The organism is Elizabethkingia occulta (assembly GCF_002023715.1).
GTDB classification, from domain to species: domain Bacteria; phylum Bacteroidota; class Bacteroidia; order Flavobacteriales; family Weeksellaceae; genus Elizabethkingia; species Elizabethkingia occulta.
Window position 1 is genome coordinate 214,220 of sequence record NZ_MAHX01000021.1, and the last position, 20,460, is coordinate 234,679.

Below are 20,460 nucleotides of genomic sequence, written 5' to 3' on the forward strand. Positions count from 1 at the left end.
TTGCTTTCCCTTTATGAATATTGAGTTAAATCAGTTTTAGTGGTAGAACCAATTATCAGGAATTGGTTGAGGTTCAGAATTATTGACACTATAATAAAGCTTCAACGTAAATCCGCCTCCGGCTTCAATAAAGTCTATATCTATCGGATGATAGCCAGCTTCCAGAGCAATTTGTCCGCTTTTCATAACCGGTGCATGCTGGCCATCGTTATCGACAACCAATTGTTCTGCAATTTTTAAAACTCCACCGTCATCACATGTAAAGTAGAAATTATAAATTCCTTTTTCCGGAACACGAATCATTCCTTTTATTTTTGTTCCAAAGGCCGGCATTTTTATAGTATCACTCAGTTTTACATTAGAGATAATCTCATTCTTTACAACTTCACCCTTAATGCCTTTTGTATTTGGAAATACACCAGAGTAGAATGTTGCATTTAATCCCGGAGCAACTGATTTTGTTTTTACAGCCGGATACCATTTGCTTTGTTTAACCTGTACCTGATACAATTCGCTTTTGGCTCCCGAGGAAGAGATTGTTGCAAACCGGATTTTAGCAGGCTCGCGGATGATTAACGAATTTTGTAATACAGGGCTGGAAGCAGTCGGTAACGAGCCATCCTGTGTATAATGTATTTTGCTTGTGGCTAAAGGGTTATTTACTTTTAATACAGATTGTCCATCTACAATAACCTGTTCATCGGCAAAGCCAGTAAGGTCTGGCATCCGGTAACGGTAATCTTTTTTATCCCATAGATTGTAATGTTGAATTACCCGCTGCTGGTAAGATGAATACAGATCTTTGTCTGTCCATACTCTTTCTGCAAGAGCTGTTAAACGGGGAAGTATCATAAATTCCAGTCGTTCACGCGACGGAATCATTTCTGACCACATATTGGCCTGTGCTCCCTGAATAAGATGGTGCTTCTCCTGAGGTATATCGGCAGGAATCACCTTCATGTTATAAACGCTTTCTAGTGAACTACTGTTGGGTAAGTAATCGAAGTATAGCGGATTTGTAGGAGACATAATCAAAGGGTGATTGCGATTTACAGCTTCCAGAGGAGCATTCTTTTTCCAGCCACGCCAGTACATAACAGTCATGTTTGGATCAGACGGACCATCCAGTATTTCGTCCCAGCCAATAGCTGTTTTCCCTTTTGATTGGATAAAATTATTCACACGTTTTACAAAATAGCTTTGAAGATCATGCAGAGAGTTTAGCTTTTCTTTCTGCATTAGTTTCTGACAAAGAACAGATTTGCTCCAGCTGGTTTGTTCCACTTCATCGGCTCCGATATGAATATAACGGGAAGGAAATAAATCCATAACCTCTTTTAGTACATTCTGAATAAATTGATAAGAACTTTCTTTGGCTGGATTAATGGGAACTGAAAACTGTTTTCCCCATCCTGAGGTAATACCGTCCAGTAAAAGTTCGGGATATGCAGCCGTAGCAATCATCATATGTCCGGGCATATCAATTTCCGGAATGATCTCAATATTTTGTGAGGCTGCATAGGCTACAATGTCTTTAATATCCTTCTGGGTATAGTAGCCACCATATTGTTGCTTTCCGTTTATAGTTCGTAGGTGCTCTTTAGGCAGCTCAAAGTCCGGATTTTCTTTTGCTTTCTCCAGGCAGGCAAGATCTTGATTGTTGAATTCACGCCATGCTCCCTGTTCTGTTAGTTTTGGATATTTTTTTATTTCAATGCGCCATCCCTGGTCATCGGTAAGATGTAGGTGCAGTTTGTTGAACTTGTATGATGCTAATAAGTCTATGAATTTGTATAAATATTCTTTGGAAAAGAAATGTCTTGCAACATCCAGTTCTGCACCGCGCCAACTGTAAGCAGGGCTGTCCTGTATAGACAGTGTCGGAAGTTGTGTGTTACCAGAAAGCTGGTAGAGCTGCTGTAACGTTTGTAAAGCGTATAAAGCACCTGCTTCAGCGGAAGCAGATATTTCAATTTTATTATTGGTAATCTGTAGTTTATAGGCTTCCGGTTTTAGATCAGACTGAATTTTTATCCGAAGATCTGCCTGTGCAGAATTGCCTTTTTTACGGATAACTGATGTGCTGAAAAGCGATTGGCTGATAAAACGCTCTGCTCGTTTCCATGATTGTTTTGCTTCTACTGAATAGGTAATTGTATTGTTTTTCAGAGAAAAGCTTCCGGTCGTTTGTTCCAACTTTGCCGGATAGGGAATAAGAGCCGGAACCTGTAATTCTTGCCCTGAAAAGAGCAAAGAACCTATAACACAGGTGAAAATTGTGGAAAGTATTTTCATGTTTGAATTAGTTTTTCCCAAAAATAGGACTTTTTTCTGTTTTATTCAATGTTATAATTTGCCGTCTTTTATATAAGAACTTATATTTATTTTAATGATTTTCAGTTGTTTATGTGTTTTGTACTTTTTCTTTTTATTATATTTGATTACTAATTTTTAAAATGTTTAATATGAAAATATAGTATAAATACTCTGAATGAGTATTTGTATAAAATGTCTGATGCAAAGAAGAGACTTTATTCACCGAGCTGAATGGGTCTCTTTGTTTATTAATAGAATGAATATAATTAATGTTGACAAAGTATTGTAGCATTTAGTAATTTAGCCGGCAAAGTATTTATAATCAGCGGATGGATATAAACCTTTTAATTCTTTTACTGACAGCAGGAGGACTAATTCTATTGTCCTTTCTTTTGCTTAGTAATGCTATCAGGGTAAACGGGAAACCTAATTTTTATTTCGGAATATGTTTACTCATTTGGTCAAGTTTCTTTTGGGACGATTTGCTATTGGGTGATTTATTACAAAATCAGATCGTTTATATAATTACTCGGTTTATTCAGTTTTTAGCACCATTAGTTTTTTATCAGAGTGTTCATTTTTACTCCAATCCATATTATAAATATAAAATAAAAGATACCGGGCATCTGATATTGGCCTTCTTGTTTTTGATATTGTTGTGCAGTGAATCAATAATAAATCCTCGGCAATTCCATATTATATACCTTACTTTGGTTCTGGGGAATGCATTGTTTTATACAGGATTATCCTATCTGAAAATCCTAAAACATCGGAAGAATATTGAATCTTTTGCTTCCAATAAAGAGAATATAGACCTTAGTTGGATTACCTGGATTATTTACGCTACTATTGCAGCATCACTTGCCACAGCTTTTTATAATGTGTTTTCTGGTGAAAGATCATTGAATATTTATATCAGCTTTTTCTTTATGCTTGTAGTCTATATTGTTGCTTATTATACTGTTCAGCAGAAAGAAATCTATCCGAAAGGATTAGAGGCAAGGGATATTGAAACAGAGTTTTCTGAAGTTACTTCTGGTACAAGAAGCAAGCTGATGGATGATGCAGAGCTTGAAGACCTTAAGGTAAAGCTTACAATTCTTATGGAGACTGCTAAACCTTATCTGGAAAGTGAACTGAATTTAGTTAAGCTTGCTTCAAAAATAGATGTTTCTGCGCATCAGCTTTCTTATGTGCTTAATCAAGGTTTTGATGAGAATTTCTTTCATTTTGTCAATAAATACAGAGTTAAAAAGGCAGAAGAGCTATTAACAAGTCCTGCTTACAAACAATATACAATATTGGCGATAGGATATGAAGCAGGGTTTAATTCGAAAACATCATTTAATAATGCGTTTAAAAAAATAACTTCTTTTACACCTACAGAATACCGGAAAAAACGTTCAGATTTATAAAAGTGTTCATTTTTATTGTTGTAAATCAGTGCGTTAATTAATTTGTCTGATTTTGTTCCGATTGATAAAACGGAGCATTTCCACCTATCACTTCATCTACTTTTGTGCTATAATATTTAGAGTATGAAAGATTCGTATGCTGTAATTACAGGAGCTAGTCAGGGGCTGGGAAAAGCTTTTGCTGAAGAATTGGCTAAAGAAAAGAATAACCTGATCCTTGTGAGCCTGCCGGGACAAAACCTAAAGGAGTTTGTAGAAGAGCTGGAATCACAGTATTGTATAAAAGTATGTTATCATGAAACTGATCTTAGCTTAAGAGATAATGTACTGGCTTTGACAGAATGGATTAATTCAGAATTTAATATTGATTTACTCATTAACAATGCTGGTATCGGAGGTTCCGGAAAATTTACCGATGTCTCCGGAAGTTACATCGAAAAAATTATTCAGCTCAACGTATTGGCTATTGCATTGTTAACCCATCAGTTGTTACCTAATTTGCAAAAAAGCCCCAAAGCATATATACTCAATGTTTCCAGCCTTGCCGCTTTTTCACCCATGGGTTACAAAACCGTATATCCTGCGTCTAAAGCTTTCGTTCATTCATTTTCCAGAGGTTTGTATCAGGAATTAAAGGATACCAATGTATTCGTAAGTGTTGTAAACCCCGGACCTATGAAAACAAATGCAGAGGTAAGCCGTAGAATAGAGGAGCAGGGCTTTTGGGCAAGAATTACAAGTCTGGATCCGCATAGAGTTGCCCGCTATTGTATCCGTCAGCTAAAAAAGCGCGATACCGTAATTATGGTAAATCACTTTAGCTGGTTATTATTGAGAATTCTTCCTATATGGTTAAAAATGCCTGTGCTGACAAGTAAAATGAAAAGAGAAATTAATGTTATCACTACATAAGGTTGCTCAACATTTTGAGTTATTTAAGCTCTAGCTTCATCATAATATCTGTTTGTTCATCGTTGCCTAATTTGAAAATATGTTTGCCAAATTTCTGATGTAGATCGCTGATGATTTGTATTTTCATAATTATATAATTAAATGCTGAATATTTTTACCAGATTACATTATCCGAATATTCTTCATCTCTATATTTGTCAAAATCTCTCAATTTTACCAAACTTCTGCTGATTGCATTAAATATCCATATAGAAGAGTTTTCAGACCAGGGATCAATTAAAATTTCATATTCATCGTCCATTGCTTTTCGTATGTCATAGATATCTTTTAAATTTTCAAATATTATTGATTTGCCATCTACCCATAAAATGAGTTCATAGCCACCAATAATACAGTATTTATTATCAATACTTATTACACCACAGCAAGGATCTCCATACATTTCATCTATAAAAATAAATTCATTGTTAGCTTTTTTTACCAGATATATTTTTTCATAAGTATGAACTAATAATAATTCTGTTGTTTCATCTAATACAATAAAATTTTTAAATTTTTCAGGCATAATAGCTTCTTTTTTACCTATTACCGAATAAGATTTTGTATAACAATAGAGTTATTTTTATCAGTATTTTTCGACATGAGTAAATTTAGTATTTCTTTATAGAGTTCTTGCTGTTTTGAGGTAGGATCATTCAAGGGTTTTATTTGCTTTACCATATCATTAGAATAGGCAATGATAATATTAAGAGATATTCCATCAATTGCTGGCAGATCCTTGTTTTCAAAATCTTCTTTCTGGAAATCATTCAGAATCTTTTTTATCCTTTGCATATCTTTTTCTTCGATTGAAGTTTTGAATGGAGTTGGTTTTGGGTACATTGCTAAATATTGCTGGTATTTAATTTCTTTCTCCTGATTATGCTCTCTATTTTTATATGGAGGTGGTTCTGGTAGAAAAGCATTTGGCGAATAGAATAAGATATACTTGTCTTTCAAATTAACAGTTGTTTCTACATGCTGATGAAATGTAGGATAATACCCAACTGTAATTAATATTGGAGCAGAAGCTTCTTTTGTCTTCTCACTGAATTTATTATCACAGGATAATAAAAATAGAAAAGTAGAAAAAATAAATAAATTTTTTTTCATAGTAGTAGAGTCGCCACTAAATATAGACAATATTTTAGGTTTGATTAATAATAAAAACAGCCAAAAGAAAAACTTTTAGCTGTATTATATTAACGTTTGGTATTCATATACTTTTGGGTAAGCCATCTTCTTACCGGAATGTCATAATATTTCAGGAGTAACCAGGCAACTACAATACTCATAGTCAGGATCCCAACACCTACAGGCCAAGCCTGATCCAGAGTTACCTTGTTATTTACAACCCAGGCATAATAAACATAAAGAACAGGGAAGTGGGTGATGTATAATGGATAAGAAATATCTCCCAAAAAGTTGCAGATCTTTGTCGCTACTTTTCCTTTGATACTTCCACTGGCACCTAAAAACAAGATAAGAGGAAATATGAATATAATAATAACAGCTTCATAAGCTCCATTCATCCATAGTTGCTCTTTTCCACCTATTCTTGGCATTGCCAGAACAGCTATCAGTAATATACTGCATAGTAGAAAACCATTTTTCAGAGACATCGGCTTGAATATACGGTATAATAATAATCCTGCCAGAAACGGATACAGAAGTCTCGTGAAGCCTATTGTGAGTTGTTCACCGGTAAGTGACCAGCCGCCAATAATATCTCCTTGCGGACTTGTAATGGTATAATAAGCCAGAAATGCTCCGGATAACAAAACCAGTATACTGAGAACAGTTGTAGATGCTTTTCTTAAAAAAAGTGCATACAGAATATTGCCTACATATTCATAAAATAATGACCACGCAGGTCCGTTTAGCGGGTGCATCTCGCCCCAACCATGAATATCCAGAGACAACGGAACAGGTATAAGTGTGTAGCCAATAAGCATTACTAATATTAACTTCCATACGGGAGTTTCTCCAACAATAGGGAAGAGCACAGCTGATTCGCTGAAATAGAAAAATATCCCGCCAAGAGTCATCCCTGCAATAATTAAAGGATGCAGTCGGATCAGTCTTCTTTTGAAAAACTGACCAACAGTCATTTTGTTCCAGCGGTCATCATAAGCATGGGCAATTACAAAACCAGATAAGAGAAAGAAAAAGTCTACAGCAAGGTAACCGTGGTTGATCATTAGTTTTGTATGGTCACCACCGGCAAATATTTCCAGAATATGGAGCATAACGACCATAATAGCGGCAACTCCGCGAAGGCCATCCAGAATTTCATAGTGTTTTTTGGAATCAGAAAAAGTAGTGTTACTCATCAGTATTTCAGTTTGTTAAATGGATTATTAGTATGGTATCAAATATCTAAAATTATTTTATGATAAACAATAGGCTTTTTATATAATAAGTTGATAATTTATTGTTTGTATATGTTATTATTTTTAATTATTTAGGTGATGAATTTGTTATTTTAATAAAATGATATTATAATCTGACATAAAAAGCCCTCCAAAGAGGGCTTTTAGAATTGTATATTTTATTCGTTAGAATTTGTAACCGAAGCCCATATTCAGATATACATTGTGCATACTAAATGAGATCGCGTCAAAGTCTTTATTCAGAAGTCCATTGATTCCGTAAGAGAATTCAGGGAATAAAACAAAATGTTTGTTCATAGACCATTCTGCTCCCAGTTGCAATCCCCATTGGAATTTACGTACTTCATTCGAGAAGTCATAGGTTGCAGTACTCCCTTCAGAGAATGTAATTTTTGGCCCTGTAGGTGTATTCTGACGCAGGTAGCCATCGGAAACATAACCATCAAAGTTTTTGTCAATAAGACCGGAGAAATAAAGTCCACCATAAAGGTTCCATTTATCAGACAGGCGATAGACCGCAGAAACAGGTACTGTGATATAGGAATTTTTTACAGTGGTTTGTACTTTACCGGTATAGTATCCGCGTACTTTTGAATTGTCCTGTTTTATTTCTGTAAGATAATTCTTTACTTCTGCTTTGGTTTTCATTCCTTTCCCTTCTACACGAACACCTAAACGGATACCCCATTTCTTGTCTTCAGAAATCCATTTTGTAGCATTAGCTTCAAGGCCTAAAGCCAGGGTTGGGTTATAACTTTCTATTTTGCGGATTTCGCGTGGCATACCTAGTGGTGTACTACCACCAATGCTATAGTTTGCGCGGATCTGATAATCAATATCAGTATTGAAAAAATTGGGCTTTGCCGTAGAGATATTGGCTTCTGCTTGTTGTGCAGAAATAATACTGCTGGTTCCCAGTGATAATAATATGGTTAATAATGCTCTTTTCATGTGATAATTCTGATTCTGTTAAGATTAGAAAACTTTAGTTATTACTCCGTTACGACATTTACTTCGTCGATCCACAAAGCACTTCCTACGGCTCCGTTAAACAAATCACCTTCTAAGCTTGATGAAAATACAATCGTGTACATGTATTCCTTGTTTTTATCAAAAGCTTTTCCGTTTACATTCTCAAAAGGAATTTCGAACGCTGTCCACTTATCTGTTTCAATTCTTTTATCTGCTTTTATTCTCGCCACACTTACCATTCGTACATCTTTGAAAGAATGATCACCACTCAGGTAATTATTTTTATCCGATTTCTCAAATAAAATAGCATAGGCATCCCAAGTGTCTTTTGTAAGTTTGGTTCCGGTTTTACTGTTCACTACAAAATTGTCTCCGGCCTTGTATTTAAAATAACCTTTAATAGCCTTTGGCGCGGTTTTGAAGTTGTAAGGTATTCCGAAAAGAGTTGACTTAATTGCTGGAACGGTCAGTTTAAATGTTCCAAGGAATAGGTTTCCTGCAGCCAGTGGCGAACCAAACATGCCACCTAGAGGTCCGGTGCTTTTTGTCTGCATTTTTACTCCTTTTCCAATATAACCATCTGGTATCTGAGCTGTAGGGTAGAAGGCCGGAGTAAGTGTCTCACCATCTTCCAGTAGTGTTTCAGCCAGAATGTTATAACCCTCATTTGCTGTTGCCCAATCATACTTTTTCTGTCCATTAGCCTGGTAGTCGAAAAATCTATGGAAATGACCCTCAGGTCCGTCCGTATCAATAACTTCTGCATTTTCAAAAGGGTAATAGCGTCTTTCTGAGTCATCGATAACAAATGATACTGTATATTCCTTTTTCCATGCACCATCTTCTGACGTCACTGTATATTTCTGAGGTGTGTTGAAATCCAGTTTTGTTCCGCTTGCAGGTTTTATACTGGCACCCGGTGTTAAGGTGAATTCCGGAGAAAAATGGAAATCGGTGGTGTATTCCCTTAATCTGAATGTAATTGTATTATCAGTGATAATAGGTTGGATTTGTAAGATCTCTGTAGAGTTTGCTATTGTTGCGGTTTCTATATCGGCTTCCATATTCTGAGCCTGCTCCCGGATACAGGAGGCTAATAACACACCTGTAGCCAATAGTAATAAATAGATAAAGTTTTTGACTCTCATCATTATAATATAAGATTAATTAACAGATTAATATATGATATGGATCGGAAGTATTGGGTTAAAAATACTTTCCGGATGACTGAAAAGAATGTCACAGCCGTAATTGTAAGCAAAGATACTGTAAAAAAATGAAGTGCCTTTCCGTTTTGCCAAAAATAATAAAGCTGCTCCGGTGTGGAGCAGCTTTATTGAAAATAGATTTTTAACCCGTTAAAGATTAAAAATTCATTTTTTATTACTTAACAATCTGGATATCAATAGCTGCAAATCCTTTCATTGTTCTTTCTTTTTCGAAAGATACTTTGTTGCCTTTTTTTACCGGCTCTTTACAGTTATTGATGTGGAAGAAGATATTCTCTTTGCTTTTGTCTTCTGTGATGAAGCCATAGCCTTTTTCACTAAGGAATGTAATAATCCCGGTTTTTACAGCTTCTTCTGCTTCTATAGGAGCAGCACCCAGCTGTATGTCATCCAGATTAATCTCCAGTGGAGCGTTGTCTTCCGGCGGAGTCATAGTGATCTGACCATTGGCATCTACATATGCCATCATCTCGTCCAGACTCTTGCCTTTGTTATTAGTTGATTTACGCTCTTCGCGTCTTTTTGCTTTTTCCTGTTGTTTTTGTGCTTTTTTCTTGTTGTTTTCCTTTTTAGAGAAAGAATCTGCCATATATTGTTTTAGTTTATTTAGTTATGATCTGGGTTATGTTATAATCTATATCTGTTACTGTTTTGTGAGGCTTTGCTCACGAATATTGCATGTCCATCCAGAGATGTACCATTCAGCTTTCTAATTGCCGTTTCTGCTTCTTCAGGATTGGGCATCAGCACATATCCATAGCCTAGAGAATCACCGGAGTAAGACTCTTTAATGATGTCTACAGCAGTTATAAAGCCAAAAGAATTAAAATGTTTTTCCAATTGTTGCTCGGTTGTCTGAGGATTCAGTTTACCAACTAATATATTCATAATTATTGAATTATAGGTTAAAAAAAATACGGCAACTGAAAAAAAGCGAAAACTGAGAAAAAAATATAAATATTCTAAACTATTACAGAAATAGCATAGGCAAAAGCCCTGTTCATATTGTCATATGATTATGCAAATATACGAAAAATATATTTAATAGCATTAAATTTATTTGCTTAAAAAGTTGATTGAAAAGATTATAGCATAAAACTCTTAAATAAATATGATCAATTTAGAGTTTGGACAACTGTAGACTGGGGTGTATTGATAATAGTAGTTCTATTAAAGGAGGATGGCTCCTGTCCTTGCTTAAGAGAGACAAGCTTTCCAGATTTAAAGGTTAAAATATTTGTGATTTCACCACTTCCTGCAACATAAAGGAATTCTTTATAAAATAAAGTTTCTTCAATTGCTCCGGTTTCTTTATCTTGTTCAAATGAAGATTTGTAAGGCTTTCCAAACTTTGCCAGAACCTGTTCTTTTGTCATTCCTATGCTTAGGGATTCCGAAGAAAACTTGCTCCTTGTTGAACATGAGCTCATAAATAACGCAAACAGAATTGAAGATATAAACCAAATAATTTTATTTTTCATCATTGATGTATTTTATTAGTTTTAATATACTAAAAATGAGTGTTATGTTTTGATAGTCTGTCTATTATTTTTTAAGGTAGAAAGCACTGATAGGAAGTTATGTGCAAATATGTATTTCAGAATAGGAATAATAAAAAAACATCTTTCCAATAAAGAAAGATGCTTTTATTATAGATGAAAGAATGTATTATGAAAATAACATCCAATCACTTTTATTGCTTGTGTCTTCCAGAGCAGATATGTTTTCATGGTGCTCTATGGAAGCGATAAGATTTCTGATTTCCTGTCTTACCATTTGTATACAGTTATCTGTAAGTTCCTGGCTGAATCCGGAATCATTAAGCTCTAACAGGTCATTTATGATAATTACACGAGCAACGATTTTGCCAAGATCTATCATTTTACGCTGAGAAATAGGTGTACTAATGCTGATATTCAAGTCTTTACTGTATACTGTAGCAGCATTTTTAGTCGTTTCGTTAATGCTTAAATACTGACCCAGATTTTCTGTTTTCTTTTTCTTCATATCCTTTAAGATTCCTTCAGCAATCTGAGTGTAAAGCATTTCGTTAGAACCTTCAAAAATCTGGAACGGACGGCTGTCCATAATACCACGTCCGCCAATATGGCTCATGCGGTAACCTTTAGCTCCGGATAGCTGTACATAGAGCTGAGCAGCTTCCTGCATCATATCTGTTACTAAAGCTTTCATACTGTTTGCATGAATACCGCTTCCGGATACATCATGATCTATACCACTTACCTTAGTACTTTTTGCACACATTGCAGAGCAAAGTGTAAAGAAAGATTGCATTTTGGAAAGCTGAAACTGTACCTGATCGAAACACAAAAGATTTCCTGTACCTACCTGTCTTTCCTGACAGTGCTTGGATGCTTCTTCCATCATGCGTTTCAAAAAGCCCATACCCATTCCCGGGAACTGAAGTCTGCTTCTGTGAAGAATATCCAGCATCATTTTCAGTCCCGTAGATTCAGGGATTAGTTTATTCTGCTGTGGTACTTTTATATCGATTTTATTCAACCCGTAAGGAATCATATACAATCCCGGATTGTCATAGTATTCGACTACCTCTATATTCTGATCTGGTTGATGTGTATTGGCTATAAAAAAGTCAACATCTCTTGCAAGAGCGCCTTCTGCATTTATATTCCTGGAAGTGACTAACCAGTAATCGGCCATTCCTGTAAGGCCTTGCCAGTGTTTTGTTCCTTTTATATGGTATTTTTCACCTTCCAGCTTATTCTGGGTTTTCATGTTCAGAGCATCACTGCCATAATCAGGTTCTGTAATCATAAGCCCGCCCATAGCGCCATATTCTAAAAAATGCTTAAAGATATCAGCTTTTGCCAGTGCGTTTCCATACTTAGCCAATGGCTCCAGGAAAAGGGCAATGTTGATTCCAAATGTTAAGGAAAGGGGAAGTGATTCGTAAGATGCTGCTGAAAGTATTCCAAGACATTCCTTTACTTTAGTTCCTCTTCCGCCAAATTCCTCAGGGATAGCAACTGATAAAGGCTTTAAGTTCATAATGGTTTTCCATACATGTGGAGGAAGACCTCTGGATAAACTTAGCTGGTTTATGCAGTCTTTTTTGAAAAGTTGAGAAATTGAATCTTTAAAGTGAGTTAAAAATTCGGAAAACGGAATTCCGGTAAGGGCTGTTGCCGATGGATTCATACATTATTAAATTAGTGCTGTACGCCATCTACACAACGATAAAAAGAAAATAGAGCGGATGGCACCCAACTTAATAATCTAAATAGCAGCCCTATATAATCTAAATAAAATATTCTTCTTTGTAAAAAGAACCATTTGTCACAAAGTACGTTTAAAAAAAAAACTCTTGCAAGTATTTATAATATAAATAGTAAAGGTCGTTTCTAAATAAGTGTTTAATATTTGGAATTCCTTGTTTTCTATATGTTTATCCAGACTGTTTTATATTTATTTTTTTTAAATATTTAGTCCAAAATACCCTTTAATCGTTCAATTTCCTCTTGAATATGCTGTTTTTCGGCTCCGGATTTCACCAGTTTTATTGCTTCAGAATAATAATGTATTGCTTTGGATATTTCCGTATCAGCGTGTAAAAATCCCAATAGTTCATAATAATAACTACTTTCTGTTTTTTCATCTTTCTGAAGCTCTTCAAGTGCCTTATCTTTTCCATAAACTCTTGAGAAAGCATAAAGCCTGTTGAGAGCTGTAACAGGCGATTTTTCAATACAAACAAGTTGATTATACAGTTCTAATATTTGCGGCCATTTTTTTTCTTTTCCAACAGTGGTGTGCCAATAAGCAATAGCTGCTTCCAGGTGATATTTGGAAACTTCATTTCCTGTACAAGCCTTTACAAGATAGTAATTTCCTTTGTCGATAAGAGATTGATCCCAAAGACTTGTGTCCTGATTGTCAAAGAGGATCATCTTTCCGTATGAGTCCGTTCTTGCTTCCAGCCTGGAGCTTTGGAAACACATCAGGGCTAATAGTGCATTGGCCTGCGGAGTATTGGTAATAGTAGCTTCTGTAAGTATCAGGCTAAGTCTTATCGCTTCCAGACATAAGTCTTTCCGGATATAGTATTGGTTGCTTTTAGAAAAATAGCCTTCACTGAATAAAAGATATAAGGTTTTTAAAACTGTGTTAAGTCTGGATTTTATTTCAGTTTCACTTAAGAGAATGATCTGAAAATTCGTGTTTCTAAGGTTTTCCCGAGCTCTTGTCAATCTCTTTTTTATGGTTTCCGGTTTACTGAGCAGAGCGTTAGCAATTTCTGCAATACTGAAGCCGCATAATACTTGCAATGCCAGACATATTTGAGATTCAGTGGGTATTGCAGGATCGCATACGGCAAATATCATGGCCAGTTGGCTATCCGTAATATATTGTCCAATAGCTTCTGTTTCTTGCACTACTTCACTGTGTGTTGTTCTGAAAATTTCCTGAAGCTTTTCTTCGGCAATACTGATATGTTTGTTATAATCTTTAGCTTTATTTTTAGCCACAGTATAAAGCCACGCACTGGGATTTTCTGGTATTCCGTGAAGAGCCCAGTATTCCGAGGCTTTTAAAAATGTATCGCTGGTAAGGTCTTCAGCTATTTCAATATGTTGAATGCCAAAAAGACGGCATAATACAGCCGTCATTTTAGCATATTCCTGTCGGAATAGATGGGGAAGTATATCTTTAGCCGATTGTTGTTTCACAATTAATTGCGCGCTAAAACTTCACGTACTTCTATGCTTCCGCCTATTTTGAAGATAGGATTTCCTTTAGCCATTTCAACAGCTTCTTCAATGTTCTCAGCTCTTACGACAATATATCCGCTTATAAACTCCTTGATTTCGGTATATGGGCCATCGCTTATAACATTATCAGACTTTACTGTTTTGGCACTTCCCGGCACAGGTAATAGGGTATTCCCTTTATCTGCCAGTTTATTTTGAGCAACAATACCTGCCAGCCAGTTCATGCGCTCCTGCATTTGCTCCCGAGAAGGGCGGAAGTCATTGATATCTGTAAGTCTGAAAATTAATGTAAATTCTTTCACGCCTGCTTTATTTATAGGTTTTGTATAATCCTTTTGTAATCGTCCGTACTGTAATTATTCTCTATGGTTCCTTCAACCCTAAATGTACGAATATCTGTGATTCCTGTATAAGCCTGGAAAACAGCTTTTATATAGGATTCTATATAATCATTTTCCCGCATAGTGTCCGATAATTTACCTCCCGAGGCAATTGCCAGATATATTTTTTTATTATGGAGAAGGCCAACTCTGGCACCTGTATTATCGAAACTGTAAGTAATACCCGGGCGTATAAGCAGATCTATCCATGCTTTAAGCGGAGCCGAAATACCAAAATTATGCATAGGAGTACCTATTACGATAATATCGGCATTCTTGACTTCACTAAATATGGTATCAGAATGCTTTAGAAGCCTGTCCGATTTCTCATTATATTCTGTGGGAAATTTATAAAGCTCCGGAATTAGTATTTCGTCAATAAATTGCGGAAATTCCTTTGTAAGATTTCTTTCTGTAATATTTACATTAGGATCTGTACTCATTAATTTTTCTATGATAGCAGAGCTTAGCTTGTAACTGTAAGACTCTTGTCCTCTCGCACTGGAGATAATGTGCAGTATATTTTTCATTAGGTAAAATTTTTAAATTCATTAGCATAACGATTGAAATAACTGCAGGGGGACATTATCTGTAAAAAAATACCTCCGCTATAGAGGTATTATAAGTTGAAATAATTAAATTGTTAATACTTTGTCATATATAAGGTTATTTAGTTTCCAGATATCACTATTTTGTTAGTGATACAATATTACAACAAGGTTTTGAATTATACAACTATTTTTTTAGTTATATTGAAGATTGTACTAAAATGCCCGAATCGAATGTATAAACACTATTTGTATGGCTTAAAATAATAACCCTGTCAATGTTTTAAACCTTGACAGGGCAGTATATGCTTTATTTTAATTCTAATCCCATTCTTTTTACCTGTTGCAGCCATTTCTTTCGACTGGCTTCAGGAGAGTTTCGGATAATTCCGATATAAGTAACTTTTACCGGAGATATACCACAGAATTGTAAAGTTGATTTCCGAAGCTGATTAACGCTTGGCCTTCCATACATGAGCCTGTAATACCAGCCTGGCTGATCCAGGGTTGTGATAATTCGGGCTGTTTTACCTTTTAGGAGTTTGTCCCACAATATCGAATTGTCACGGTATTTATAAGCCATTCCCGGAAGAAACAAACGGTCGATAAAACCTTTGGTGATTGCAGGAAGACCTCCCCACCAGACGGGATGAATCCATACCAAATGCTCTGCCCATTGAATAATTTCCCATGCCTTTAAAAGATCTGGCTCCAGCTCTGTTCTTTTACTGTAACCACCTTCCAGATTAGGGTTGAACTCAAGTTCTGCAATGTTTATTTCTTGTATAGTAGCTCCCGTTTGCAAGGCCCCTTCTTTATAGGCTTTTACCAAGCCTGTATTAAAAGATGCTGCATAGGGATGTCCGTTGATAATTGCGATGCGTTTCATAAGATTGATTTGTGCAAAGCTATGAACAGGACTTAGAGCAATAATAGGACATATGTCTAAAAAGAAATCTGCTTTCTGATGCGGCTCAGGTGGCGCTGGGTTATTCCCAGATAAGAGGCAAGATATTGTAAGGGGATTTCCCGTACCAATTCCGGATGATTGTTCAGAAGGGAAGTGTAGCGATATAGAGCTGTTTCTTTCTGAAGCTGAAATACCCGGTTTTCAAGTTCCAGGTATTGTTGCTCAGCTATTATTTTCAGAAACATTGTCCATTTGGGATTTTGAGCTTCCAGTTCGTCTATTGTACTTTTTTGTATAACGAGTAAGGTTGCGGGGATAATCGCCTGCATACTTTCGGTACTAGGGTTTCCGGTTATAAAAGAAGAGTAGGCCGCCAGCATATCTTTAGGAAAGCGGAAGCAATAGGTTGTATCATTACCGTCAGCGGAAGTGTAATAGGATCTGAAAATCCCGGATTCTATAAAAGCAACTTCACTATTTTTTTCATGCTCCCTTACAAAGAAATCACCCTTATCCAGTTTTTTGCTTTCGAACAACCGGACTGCTGTGGCAATTTCCTCAGAAGTAAAAATATTGAAGCTGCTAAAATATTCTGTAATCACTACTATTTGGAATAAGCTGATTTTGGATAAAGCTTTTTAAAACCATTATATACACCTTGGTGTATTGCTGTGGAGTGCAATTCATCAGGCATGTAATCAAAGCTTACTGTTATGTTTTTATTAGACTTTAGTATTTTATAAAGCGCCTCGGCTTCATTATACATTCTTACATCTTCCTCTTTGTTTGGAGCACCGATATAAACATTTTTAGTTGTTTTTAATCTGGATTTCAAAAGGCTGTCAGCTTCTTTTAATAATTTTTCTCCACCCCACCACATACTTGGGCTAATGATGATGTACTGATTAAACATTTCCGGCTCTTTCAGTAATATTTCGGTTGACATCAATCCGGCAAGAGACTCCCCAATAATTGTTCTGTTATTATTGGCTTTGTATTTTTTCTCAATATAAGGCTGAAGCTCGTTTTTCAAAAAGCTGATATATTTTTCAGAACCACCATACTGCGGAAAACTTTCCTTTTTAAAACCTTCTTTCTCCAGGAAGTTAAGATCGGGAACAGCGTAAGTAAAGTCTCTTCTTCTGTTGGTGTTTTCTATGCCAACAACGATAGATCTTGGGAAACGTTCAACCCATGGTTGTGTGTTATAGCGTACAATCCCTGCAATATGGAAAAAATCCTCTTCTACACCGCCATCCAGAATATAGATGACCGGATATTTTGTAGCATCAGTCGGGTTAAACTCTTCGGGAAGATAAATATTGATATTTCGGTCTTCTTTCAGTATATTAGAATGAAAGACTTCACTATTGCCAAATACTAAAGGCTTGGTATTGTTTTGTGAAAACAGGGGAGAAGCGATAGTCAGAGCTACCAGCATAAAAAAAGTTCTGCAGCGTGTGAGTGCCATGTAATGTTAATTAGGTTTGTTCGAAATTTAGTTATTTCCCTTGTATAGGGGAAAAGCTTAACGAAGTTAGTCTTTTTATGGCGATTAACCGCAATGATTTTTAATAGGATATTCCGTTCATTCTGGTCAGTACAACAGGCTTTTTATCAGTTATAAGAATTGTGTGTTCATGTTGGGCCATATAACCACTTTTGTTTCCGGTCATTGTCCAGCCGTCATTTTCTTCTTCGGCATAGGTAGAAGTAGTAGAAATAAAGGTTTCAATAGCAATTACAGTATTTTTTCTAAACCTTCTCTGGTCGTTTTTGTTTCGGTAATTAAGAATTTCATTGGGCTCTTCATGCAAGCTTTTCCCCACACCATGACCAGCGAGGTTTTTAATTACCCGATAACCTCTTTTTTTGGCTTCGGTTTCCATTAGGTAACCAATATCGGCGATCTTTACACCACCTTTTATATTGGCAATAGCTTTATTCAGGATATCTTTAGAGGCGTCGACCAGTTTCTGATGCTGATGAATGTCAACACCGATAACGAAGGAAGCTCCATTGTCTGCCCAATAACCATTCAGCTCTGCGGATACATCAATATTAATGAGATCTCCTTCCTGCAAAATTCTGTTTTCTGAAGGAATGCCGTGGCAAAACTCCTGACCCACACTAATACAGGTATATCCCGGGAAATTATAGGTAAGGAGGGGTGCAGATTTAGCACCGAAATCTGCCAGTATCTTCGCGCCATAATCATCCAGTTCTTTAGTCGACATACCTGCGCGGGCATAGGCTTTCATCTCTTTCAGGGTATAGGCTACGGCTTCACTTACCTGTTGCATGCCGGTAAGTTCTGTTTCATTGGTAATAGACATTGGTGATTATTTTAAAAATTTGACAGGATAGTTGCTTTCAGTTTGTCCGTTTTTGATTTTACGGAGTTTTGTTTCCATTAGTTTTTTTGTAAAAGGCTTTAGATGATCCAGATAAAGAATACCCTGAGTATGATCGTATTCATGTTGTATGGTTCTTGCTGTAGCTCCGCTAAAGCTTCGTTTTTGAGGCTGGAGACTGGCATTAAGATATTCAATAGTTATGCTCCAGGGTCTTTTTACTTTTTGAGAAAGTCCCGGAATGCTTAGGCAACCTTCATAATCGTCCCATTGTTCCTCCGAGTAATCTGTAATTCTGGCATTTATGAATGTTTCGGTTATGCCGTGATCCGCAGCATCAAAATATTTTATGCGATCTTCATTGTCCATTAGTCTATAGACAGAATTACTGTCTACAATAAATAATTGCTTGGCCTGTCCGATTTGTGGAGCTGCCAATCCGCAGCCATTGGCGTTTTGCATGGTTTCCCACATATCCTTTACGAGTGTGTTCAGGTCAGGGTTTTCGGTTATAGGAGAGCATTTTTGTTTCAGAATACTATGGCCATATACTATAATAGGTAAGATCATTGTAAAAATTTTTACAAAGTTCTTGCGACCCGATTACACAGGCAATGAACAAATGATAAGTAATTAAACGATCTGGCGGCGAATTCTGCTTAAACCTTGTGGTGTTGTACCAATATAGGAGGCAATATATTTTAGCGGGATATACTTCAGAACATCGGGTTCTTCTTTAAAAAGGTTCAGGTATCTTTCTTTTATGTTGTATTTCAGTAAAGAGAGTTCGCGTTTGCTTTTTGTCAGAAATAACTTCTCAGAGGCCAGACGGCCAATATAATTGCCCACTTTTGTTTCCATGTACACACGTTGAAGATTGTGGTGAGAGATCTGCCAGATTACGGTTTTAGTTAGTGCCTGTACTTCGTATTGAGAAGGAGTACGGGTTAGAAAAGAATCATAGGCACAGGTAAGCTCTTTGTCGAAGCTGAAATTAAAAGTCAGTTCATTCTCTTCTTCCTCTTCCGGAATATAGAAACGTACAATACCAGATTCTATAAAAGACAAATAGTTTTCTGTTTCACCCTGCTGGGTGATAATTTCGTTTTTAGTCACCACTTTACGCTCGAAATGTGATGCAATAAAATCCCATTCCGATTCCTGAAGTTCAACTATTTGTTCGTAATATTCTTTTAAGAAACCCATAATGCATTTGTGTTTTTTAGCGCTGCGGAAACTTTATGCAAAGATAGTCAATAAAGAGAGAAGGAAGATAAAGATTGGTAAATAGAGGTGATAGATGATAAGTAATGAGCAATAGGTAATGGTTAATGGCGAATATGGATAATAAGCACTAAATTATAAGCTGTAAGCAGATAACTTAGCGCTCATTTATTTTAGTTAAAAAGGAACATGATCCGGATTTAAACCAGAGAATCCGATTTCTTCCATTCCGGAAATTGTTTTCATATCTTCATCTGAAATATTGAAATGATCTACATTCAGATTGCTTTTAATATTGGCTGGTGTTACAGACTTTGGAAGTGGTAAAACATCATTCTGTAAACAGAACTTCAAACACAATTGTGCCACGCTGGCCTGATATTTTTCTGCAATACCTTTAAGAAGTTCGTTATCCAGAAGTCTTCCTGAACCAATAGGACTCCAGGCTTCTACAAGGATTTCATTGTTTTTGCAGTAGTTAACGACATCATTCTGCAGGTATCCCGGATGATATTCAATTTGGTTAACCATCGGGTTTATTTTTGCTGTTTCCTTTAAAGCTTCAAGATGATGCGTCAGGAAGTTGCATACACCAATAGCTTTTGCTCTTCCGGAAGTATATAGATCTTCCAGTGCTCGCCATGTTTCGGAATTTAGCATTTTCCAGTTGTCGAACTGAGAAGCAACTGCCGGCCAGTGAATAAGATACAAATCGACGTAATCTGTTTGTAATAATTCCAGTGATTTTTCGAATGCAGCCATGGTTTCGTTATAGCCACGGTCACTATTCCATACTTTTGTGGTCAGGAATATTTCTTCACGGGCTATACCGCTTGCTTTTATGCCATCGCCAACACTTTTCTCATTTTCATAAATCTTAGCTGTATCTACGTGTCTGTAGCCATTTTCAAGAGCAGACAATACCGCATTTCTAGCGTCATCACCTTCAGGTATCTGCCAGGTTCCGAATCCTATTGAAGGTATTGGCAAGCCATTGTTAAGCATGAAATCTTTCAT

General features: G+C 36.3%; 22 protein-coding genes. 2 read left to right on the top strand and 20 right to left on the bottom strand.

The features are described from left to right. Positions 1–36 precede the first annotated feature (36 nt). Entirely contained in the window at positions 37–2,295 is a 2,259-nt protein-coding gene (locus BAZ10_RS18000; protein WP_078773221.1) for a family 20 glycosylhydrolase, read from the bottom strand. A 350-nt stretch (positions 2,296–2,645) separates the two neighbouring features. Between BAZ10_RS18000 and BAZ10_RS18005 the strand changes: the two genes are divergently transcribed. Next, on the top strand, positions 2,646–3,731 hold the full coding sequence (locus BAZ10_RS18005; RefSeq protein WP_078773222.1) for a helix-turn-helix domain-containing protein: 1,086 nt from the start codon (positions 2,646–2,648) through the stop codon (positions 3,729–3,731). Positions 3,732–3,854: 123 nt separating this feature from the next. Further along, entirely contained in the window at positions 3,855–4,643 is a 789-nt protein-coding gene (locus BAZ10_RS18010) for an SDR family NAD(P)-dependent oxidoreductase (RefSeq protein WP_078773223.1), read from the top strand. Positions 4,644–4,797: 154 nt separating this feature from the next. Here the strand turns inward: BAZ10_RS18010 and BAZ10_RS18015 are convergent, their stop codons facing one another. From BAZ10_RS18015 to BAZ10_RS18105, 19 genes are all read right to left on the bottom strand, one after another. After that, complete coding sequence (locus tag BAZ10_RS18015; protein ID WP_078773224.1) at positions 4,798–5,208, bottom strand: hypothetical protein; 411 nt, start codon at positions 5,206–5,208, stop codon at positions 4,798–4,800. Between the two features lie 20 nt (positions 5,209–5,228). Then, on the bottom strand, positions 5,229–5,795 hold the full coding sequence (locus tag BAZ10_RS18020; protein WP_078773225.1) for a hypothetical protein: 567 nt from the start codon (positions 5,793–5,795) through the stop codon (positions 5,229–5,231). An 89-nt stretch (positions 5,796–5,884) separates the two neighbouring features. Further along, positions 5,885–7,015, bottom strand: a complete 1,131-nt coding sequence (locus tag BAZ10_RS18025) for an acyltransferase family protein (protein ID WP_078773226.1) — start codon at positions 7,013–7,015, stop codon at positions 5,885–5,887. A 225-nt stretch (positions 7,016–7,240) separates the two neighbouring features. After that, positions 7,241–8,026 (bottom strand): porin family protein, encoded by a 786-nt coding sequence (locus tag BAZ10_RS18030; RefSeq protein WP_078773227.1) that lies wholly within the window; start codon positions 8,024–8,026, stop codon positions 7,241–7,243. A gap of 41 nt (positions 8,027–8,067) precedes the next feature. Then, the gene (locus BAZ10_RS18035; RefSeq protein ID WP_078773228.1) at positions 8,068–9,195 is read right to left on the bottom strand and encodes a PCMD domain-containing protein; all 1,128 of its coding nucleotides are present in this window, start codon (positions 9,193–9,195) and stop codon (positions 8,068–8,070) included. 235 nt (positions 9,196–9,430) lie between these two features. After that, complete coding sequence (locus tag BAZ10_RS18040) at positions 9,431–9,865, bottom strand: cold shock domain-containing protein (protein WP_078721506.1); 435 nt, start codon at positions 9,863–9,865, stop codon at positions 9,431–9,433. A gap of 38 nt (positions 9,866–9,903) precedes the next feature. After that, positions 9,904–10,164: an RNA recognition motif domain-containing protein gene (locus BAZ10_RS18045; protein WP_078773229.1), complete on the bottom strand. Its 261-nt coding sequence runs from the start codon at positions 10,162–10,164 to the stop codon at positions 9,904–9,906. Positions 10,165–10,391: 227 nt separating this feature from the next. Further along, positions 10,392–10,760, bottom strand: a complete 369-nt coding sequence (locus tag BAZ10_RS18050) for a DUF2845 domain-containing protein (RefSeq protein WP_245803866.1) — start codon at positions 10,758–10,760, stop codon at positions 10,392–10,394. 184 nt (positions 10,761–10,944) lie between these two features. Next, positions 10,945–12,456 (bottom strand): acyl-CoA dehydrogenase family protein, encoded by a 1,512-nt coding sequence (locus tag BAZ10_RS18055; protein WP_078773230.1) that lies wholly within the window; start codon positions 12,454–12,456, stop codon positions 10,945–10,947. Positions 12,457–12,740: 284 nt separating this feature from the next. Then, entirely contained in the window at positions 12,741–13,985 is a 1,245-nt protein-coding gene (locus tag BAZ10_RS18060; RefSeq protein WP_260262934.1) for an RNA polymerase sigma factor, read from the bottom strand. 2 nt (positions 13,986–13,987) lie between these two features. After that, positions 13,988–14,329 (bottom strand): YciI family protein, encoded by a 342-nt coding sequence (locus tag BAZ10_RS18065; protein WP_078773232.1) that lies wholly within the window; start codon positions 14,327–14,329, stop codon positions 13,988–13,990. Positions 14,330–14,340: 11 nt separating this feature from the next. After that, positions 14,341–14,937 (bottom strand): FMN-dependent NADH-azoreductase, encoded by a 597-nt coding sequence (locus BAZ10_RS18070; protein ID WP_078773233.1) that lies wholly within the window; start codon positions 14,935–14,937, stop codon positions 14,341–14,343. A 328-nt stretch (positions 14,938–15,265) separates the two neighbouring features. Beyond that, a complete protein-coding gene (locus BAZ10_RS18075; RefSeq protein ID WP_078773234.1) occupies positions 15,266–15,844 on the bottom strand; it encodes an NAD(P)H-dependent oxidoreductase in 579 nt (192 codons plus the stop codon). A gap of 56 nt (positions 15,845–15,900) precedes the next feature. Beyond that, the gene (locus tag BAZ10_RS18080; protein WP_078773235.1) at positions 15,901–16,467 is read right to left on the bottom strand and encodes a Crp/Fnr family transcriptional regulator; all 567 of its coding nucleotides are present in this window, start codon (positions 16,465–16,467) and stop codon (positions 15,901–15,903) included. A 2-nt stretch (positions 16,468–16,469) separates the two neighbouring features. Further along, a complete protein-coding gene (locus tag BAZ10_RS18085) occupies positions 16,470–17,336 on the bottom strand; it encodes an alpha/beta hydrolase (protein ID WP_078721515.1) in 867 nt (288 codons plus the stop codon). 100 nt (positions 17,337–17,436) lie between these two features. Continuing rightward, positions 17,437–18,201 (bottom strand): type I methionyl aminopeptidase, encoded by a 765-nt coding sequence (gene map, locus BAZ10_RS18090; RefSeq protein WP_078773236.1) that lies wholly within the window; start codon positions 18,199–18,201, stop codon positions 17,437–17,439. Positions 18,202–18,207: 6 nt separating this feature from the next. Continuing rightward, a complete protein-coding gene (gene def, locus BAZ10_RS18095; RefSeq protein ID WP_078773237.1) occupies positions 18,208–18,789 on the bottom strand; it encodes a peptide deformylase in 582 nt (193 codons plus the stop codon). A gap of 63 nt (positions 18,790–18,852) precedes the next feature. Beyond that, positions 18,853–19,425, bottom strand: coding sequence for a Crp/Fnr family transcriptional regulator (locus tag BAZ10_RS18100; protein ID WP_078773238.1), 573 nt, complete (start codon positions 19,423–19,425; stop codon positions 18,853–18,855). 195 nt (positions 19,426–19,620) lie between these two features. Continuing rightward, positions 19,621–20,460 carry an aldo/keto reductase gene (locus BAZ10_RS18105; RefSeq protein WP_078773239.1) on the bottom strand — a complete coding sequence of 280 codons (840 nt, stop codon included), beginning with the start codon at positions 20,458–20,460 and terminating at the stop codon, positions 19,621–19,623.

Coding starts and splice junctions, on each gene's coding strand:
- map (WP_078773236.1), bottom strand. CDS start 18,201: ATGTCTATTACCAATGAAACAGAACTTACCGGCATGCAACAGGTAAGT.
- BAZ10_RS18050 (WP_245803866.1), bottom strand. CDS start 10,760: ATGATGAAAAATAAAATTATTTGGTTTATATCTTCAATTCTGTTTGCG.
- BAZ10_RS18085 (WP_078721515.1), bottom strand. CDS start 17,336: ATGGCACTCACACGCTGCAGAACTTTTTTTATGCTGGTAGCTCTGACT.
- BAZ10_RS18010 (WP_078773223.1), top strand. CDS start 3,855: ATGAAAGATTCGTATGCTGTAATTACAGGAGCTAGTCAGGGGCTGGGA.
- BAZ10_RS18030 (WP_078773227.1), bottom strand. CDS start 8,026: ATGAAAAGAGCATTATTAACCATATTATTATCACTGGGAACCAGCAGT.
- BAZ10_RS18055 (WP_078773230.1), bottom strand. CDS start 12,456: ATGAATCCATCGGCAACAGCCCTTACCGGAATTCCGTTTTCCGAATTT.
- BAZ10_RS18075 (WP_078773234.1), bottom strand. CDS start 15,844: ATGAAACGCATCGCAATTATCAACGGACATCCCTATGCAGCATCTTTT.
- def (WP_078773237.1), bottom strand. CDS start 18,789: ATGATCTTACCTATTATAGTATATGGCCATAGTATTCTGAAACAAAAA.
- BAZ10_RS18040 (WP_078721506.1), bottom strand. CDS start 9,865: ATGGCAGATTCTTTCTCTAAAAAGGAAAACAACAAGAAAAAAGCACAA.
- BAZ10_RS18020 (WP_078773225.1), bottom strand. CDS start 5,795: ATGAAAAAAAATTTATTTATTTTTTCTACTTTTCTATTTTTATTATCC.
- BAZ10_RS18025 (WP_078773226.1), bottom strand. CDS start 7,015: ATGAGTAACACTACTTTTTCTGATTCCAAAAAACACTATGAAATTCTG.
- BAZ10_RS18070 (WP_078773233.1), bottom strand. CDS start 14,937: ATGAAAAATATACTGCACATTATCTCCAGTGCGAGAGGACAAGAGTCT.
- BAZ10_RS18100 (WP_078773238.1), bottom strand. CDS start 19,425: ATGGGTTTCTTAAAAGAATATTACGAACAAATAGTTGAACTTCAGGAA.
- BAZ10_RS18105 (WP_078773239.1), bottom strand. CDS start 20,460: ATGAAAGATTTCATGCTTAACAATGGCTTGCCAATACCTTCAATAGGA.
- BAZ10_RS18000 (WP_078773221.1), bottom strand. CDS start 2,295: ATGAAAATACTTTCCACAATTTTCACCTGTGTTATAGGTTCTTTGCTC.
- BAZ10_RS18045 (WP_078773229.1), bottom strand. CDS start 10,164: ATGAATATATTAGTTGGTAAACTGAATCCTCAGACAACCGAGCAACAA.
- BAZ10_RS18035 (WP_078773228.1), bottom strand. CDS start 9,195: ATGAGAGTCAAAAACTTTATCTATTTATTACTATTGGCTACAGGTGTG.
- BAZ10_RS18015 (WP_078773224.1), bottom strand. CDS start 5,208: ATGCCTGAAAAATTTAAAAATTTTATTGTATTAGATGAAACAACAGAA.
- BAZ10_RS18005 (WP_078773222.1), top strand. CDS start 2,646: ATGGATATAAACCTTTTAATTCTTTTACTGACAGCAGGAGGACTAATT.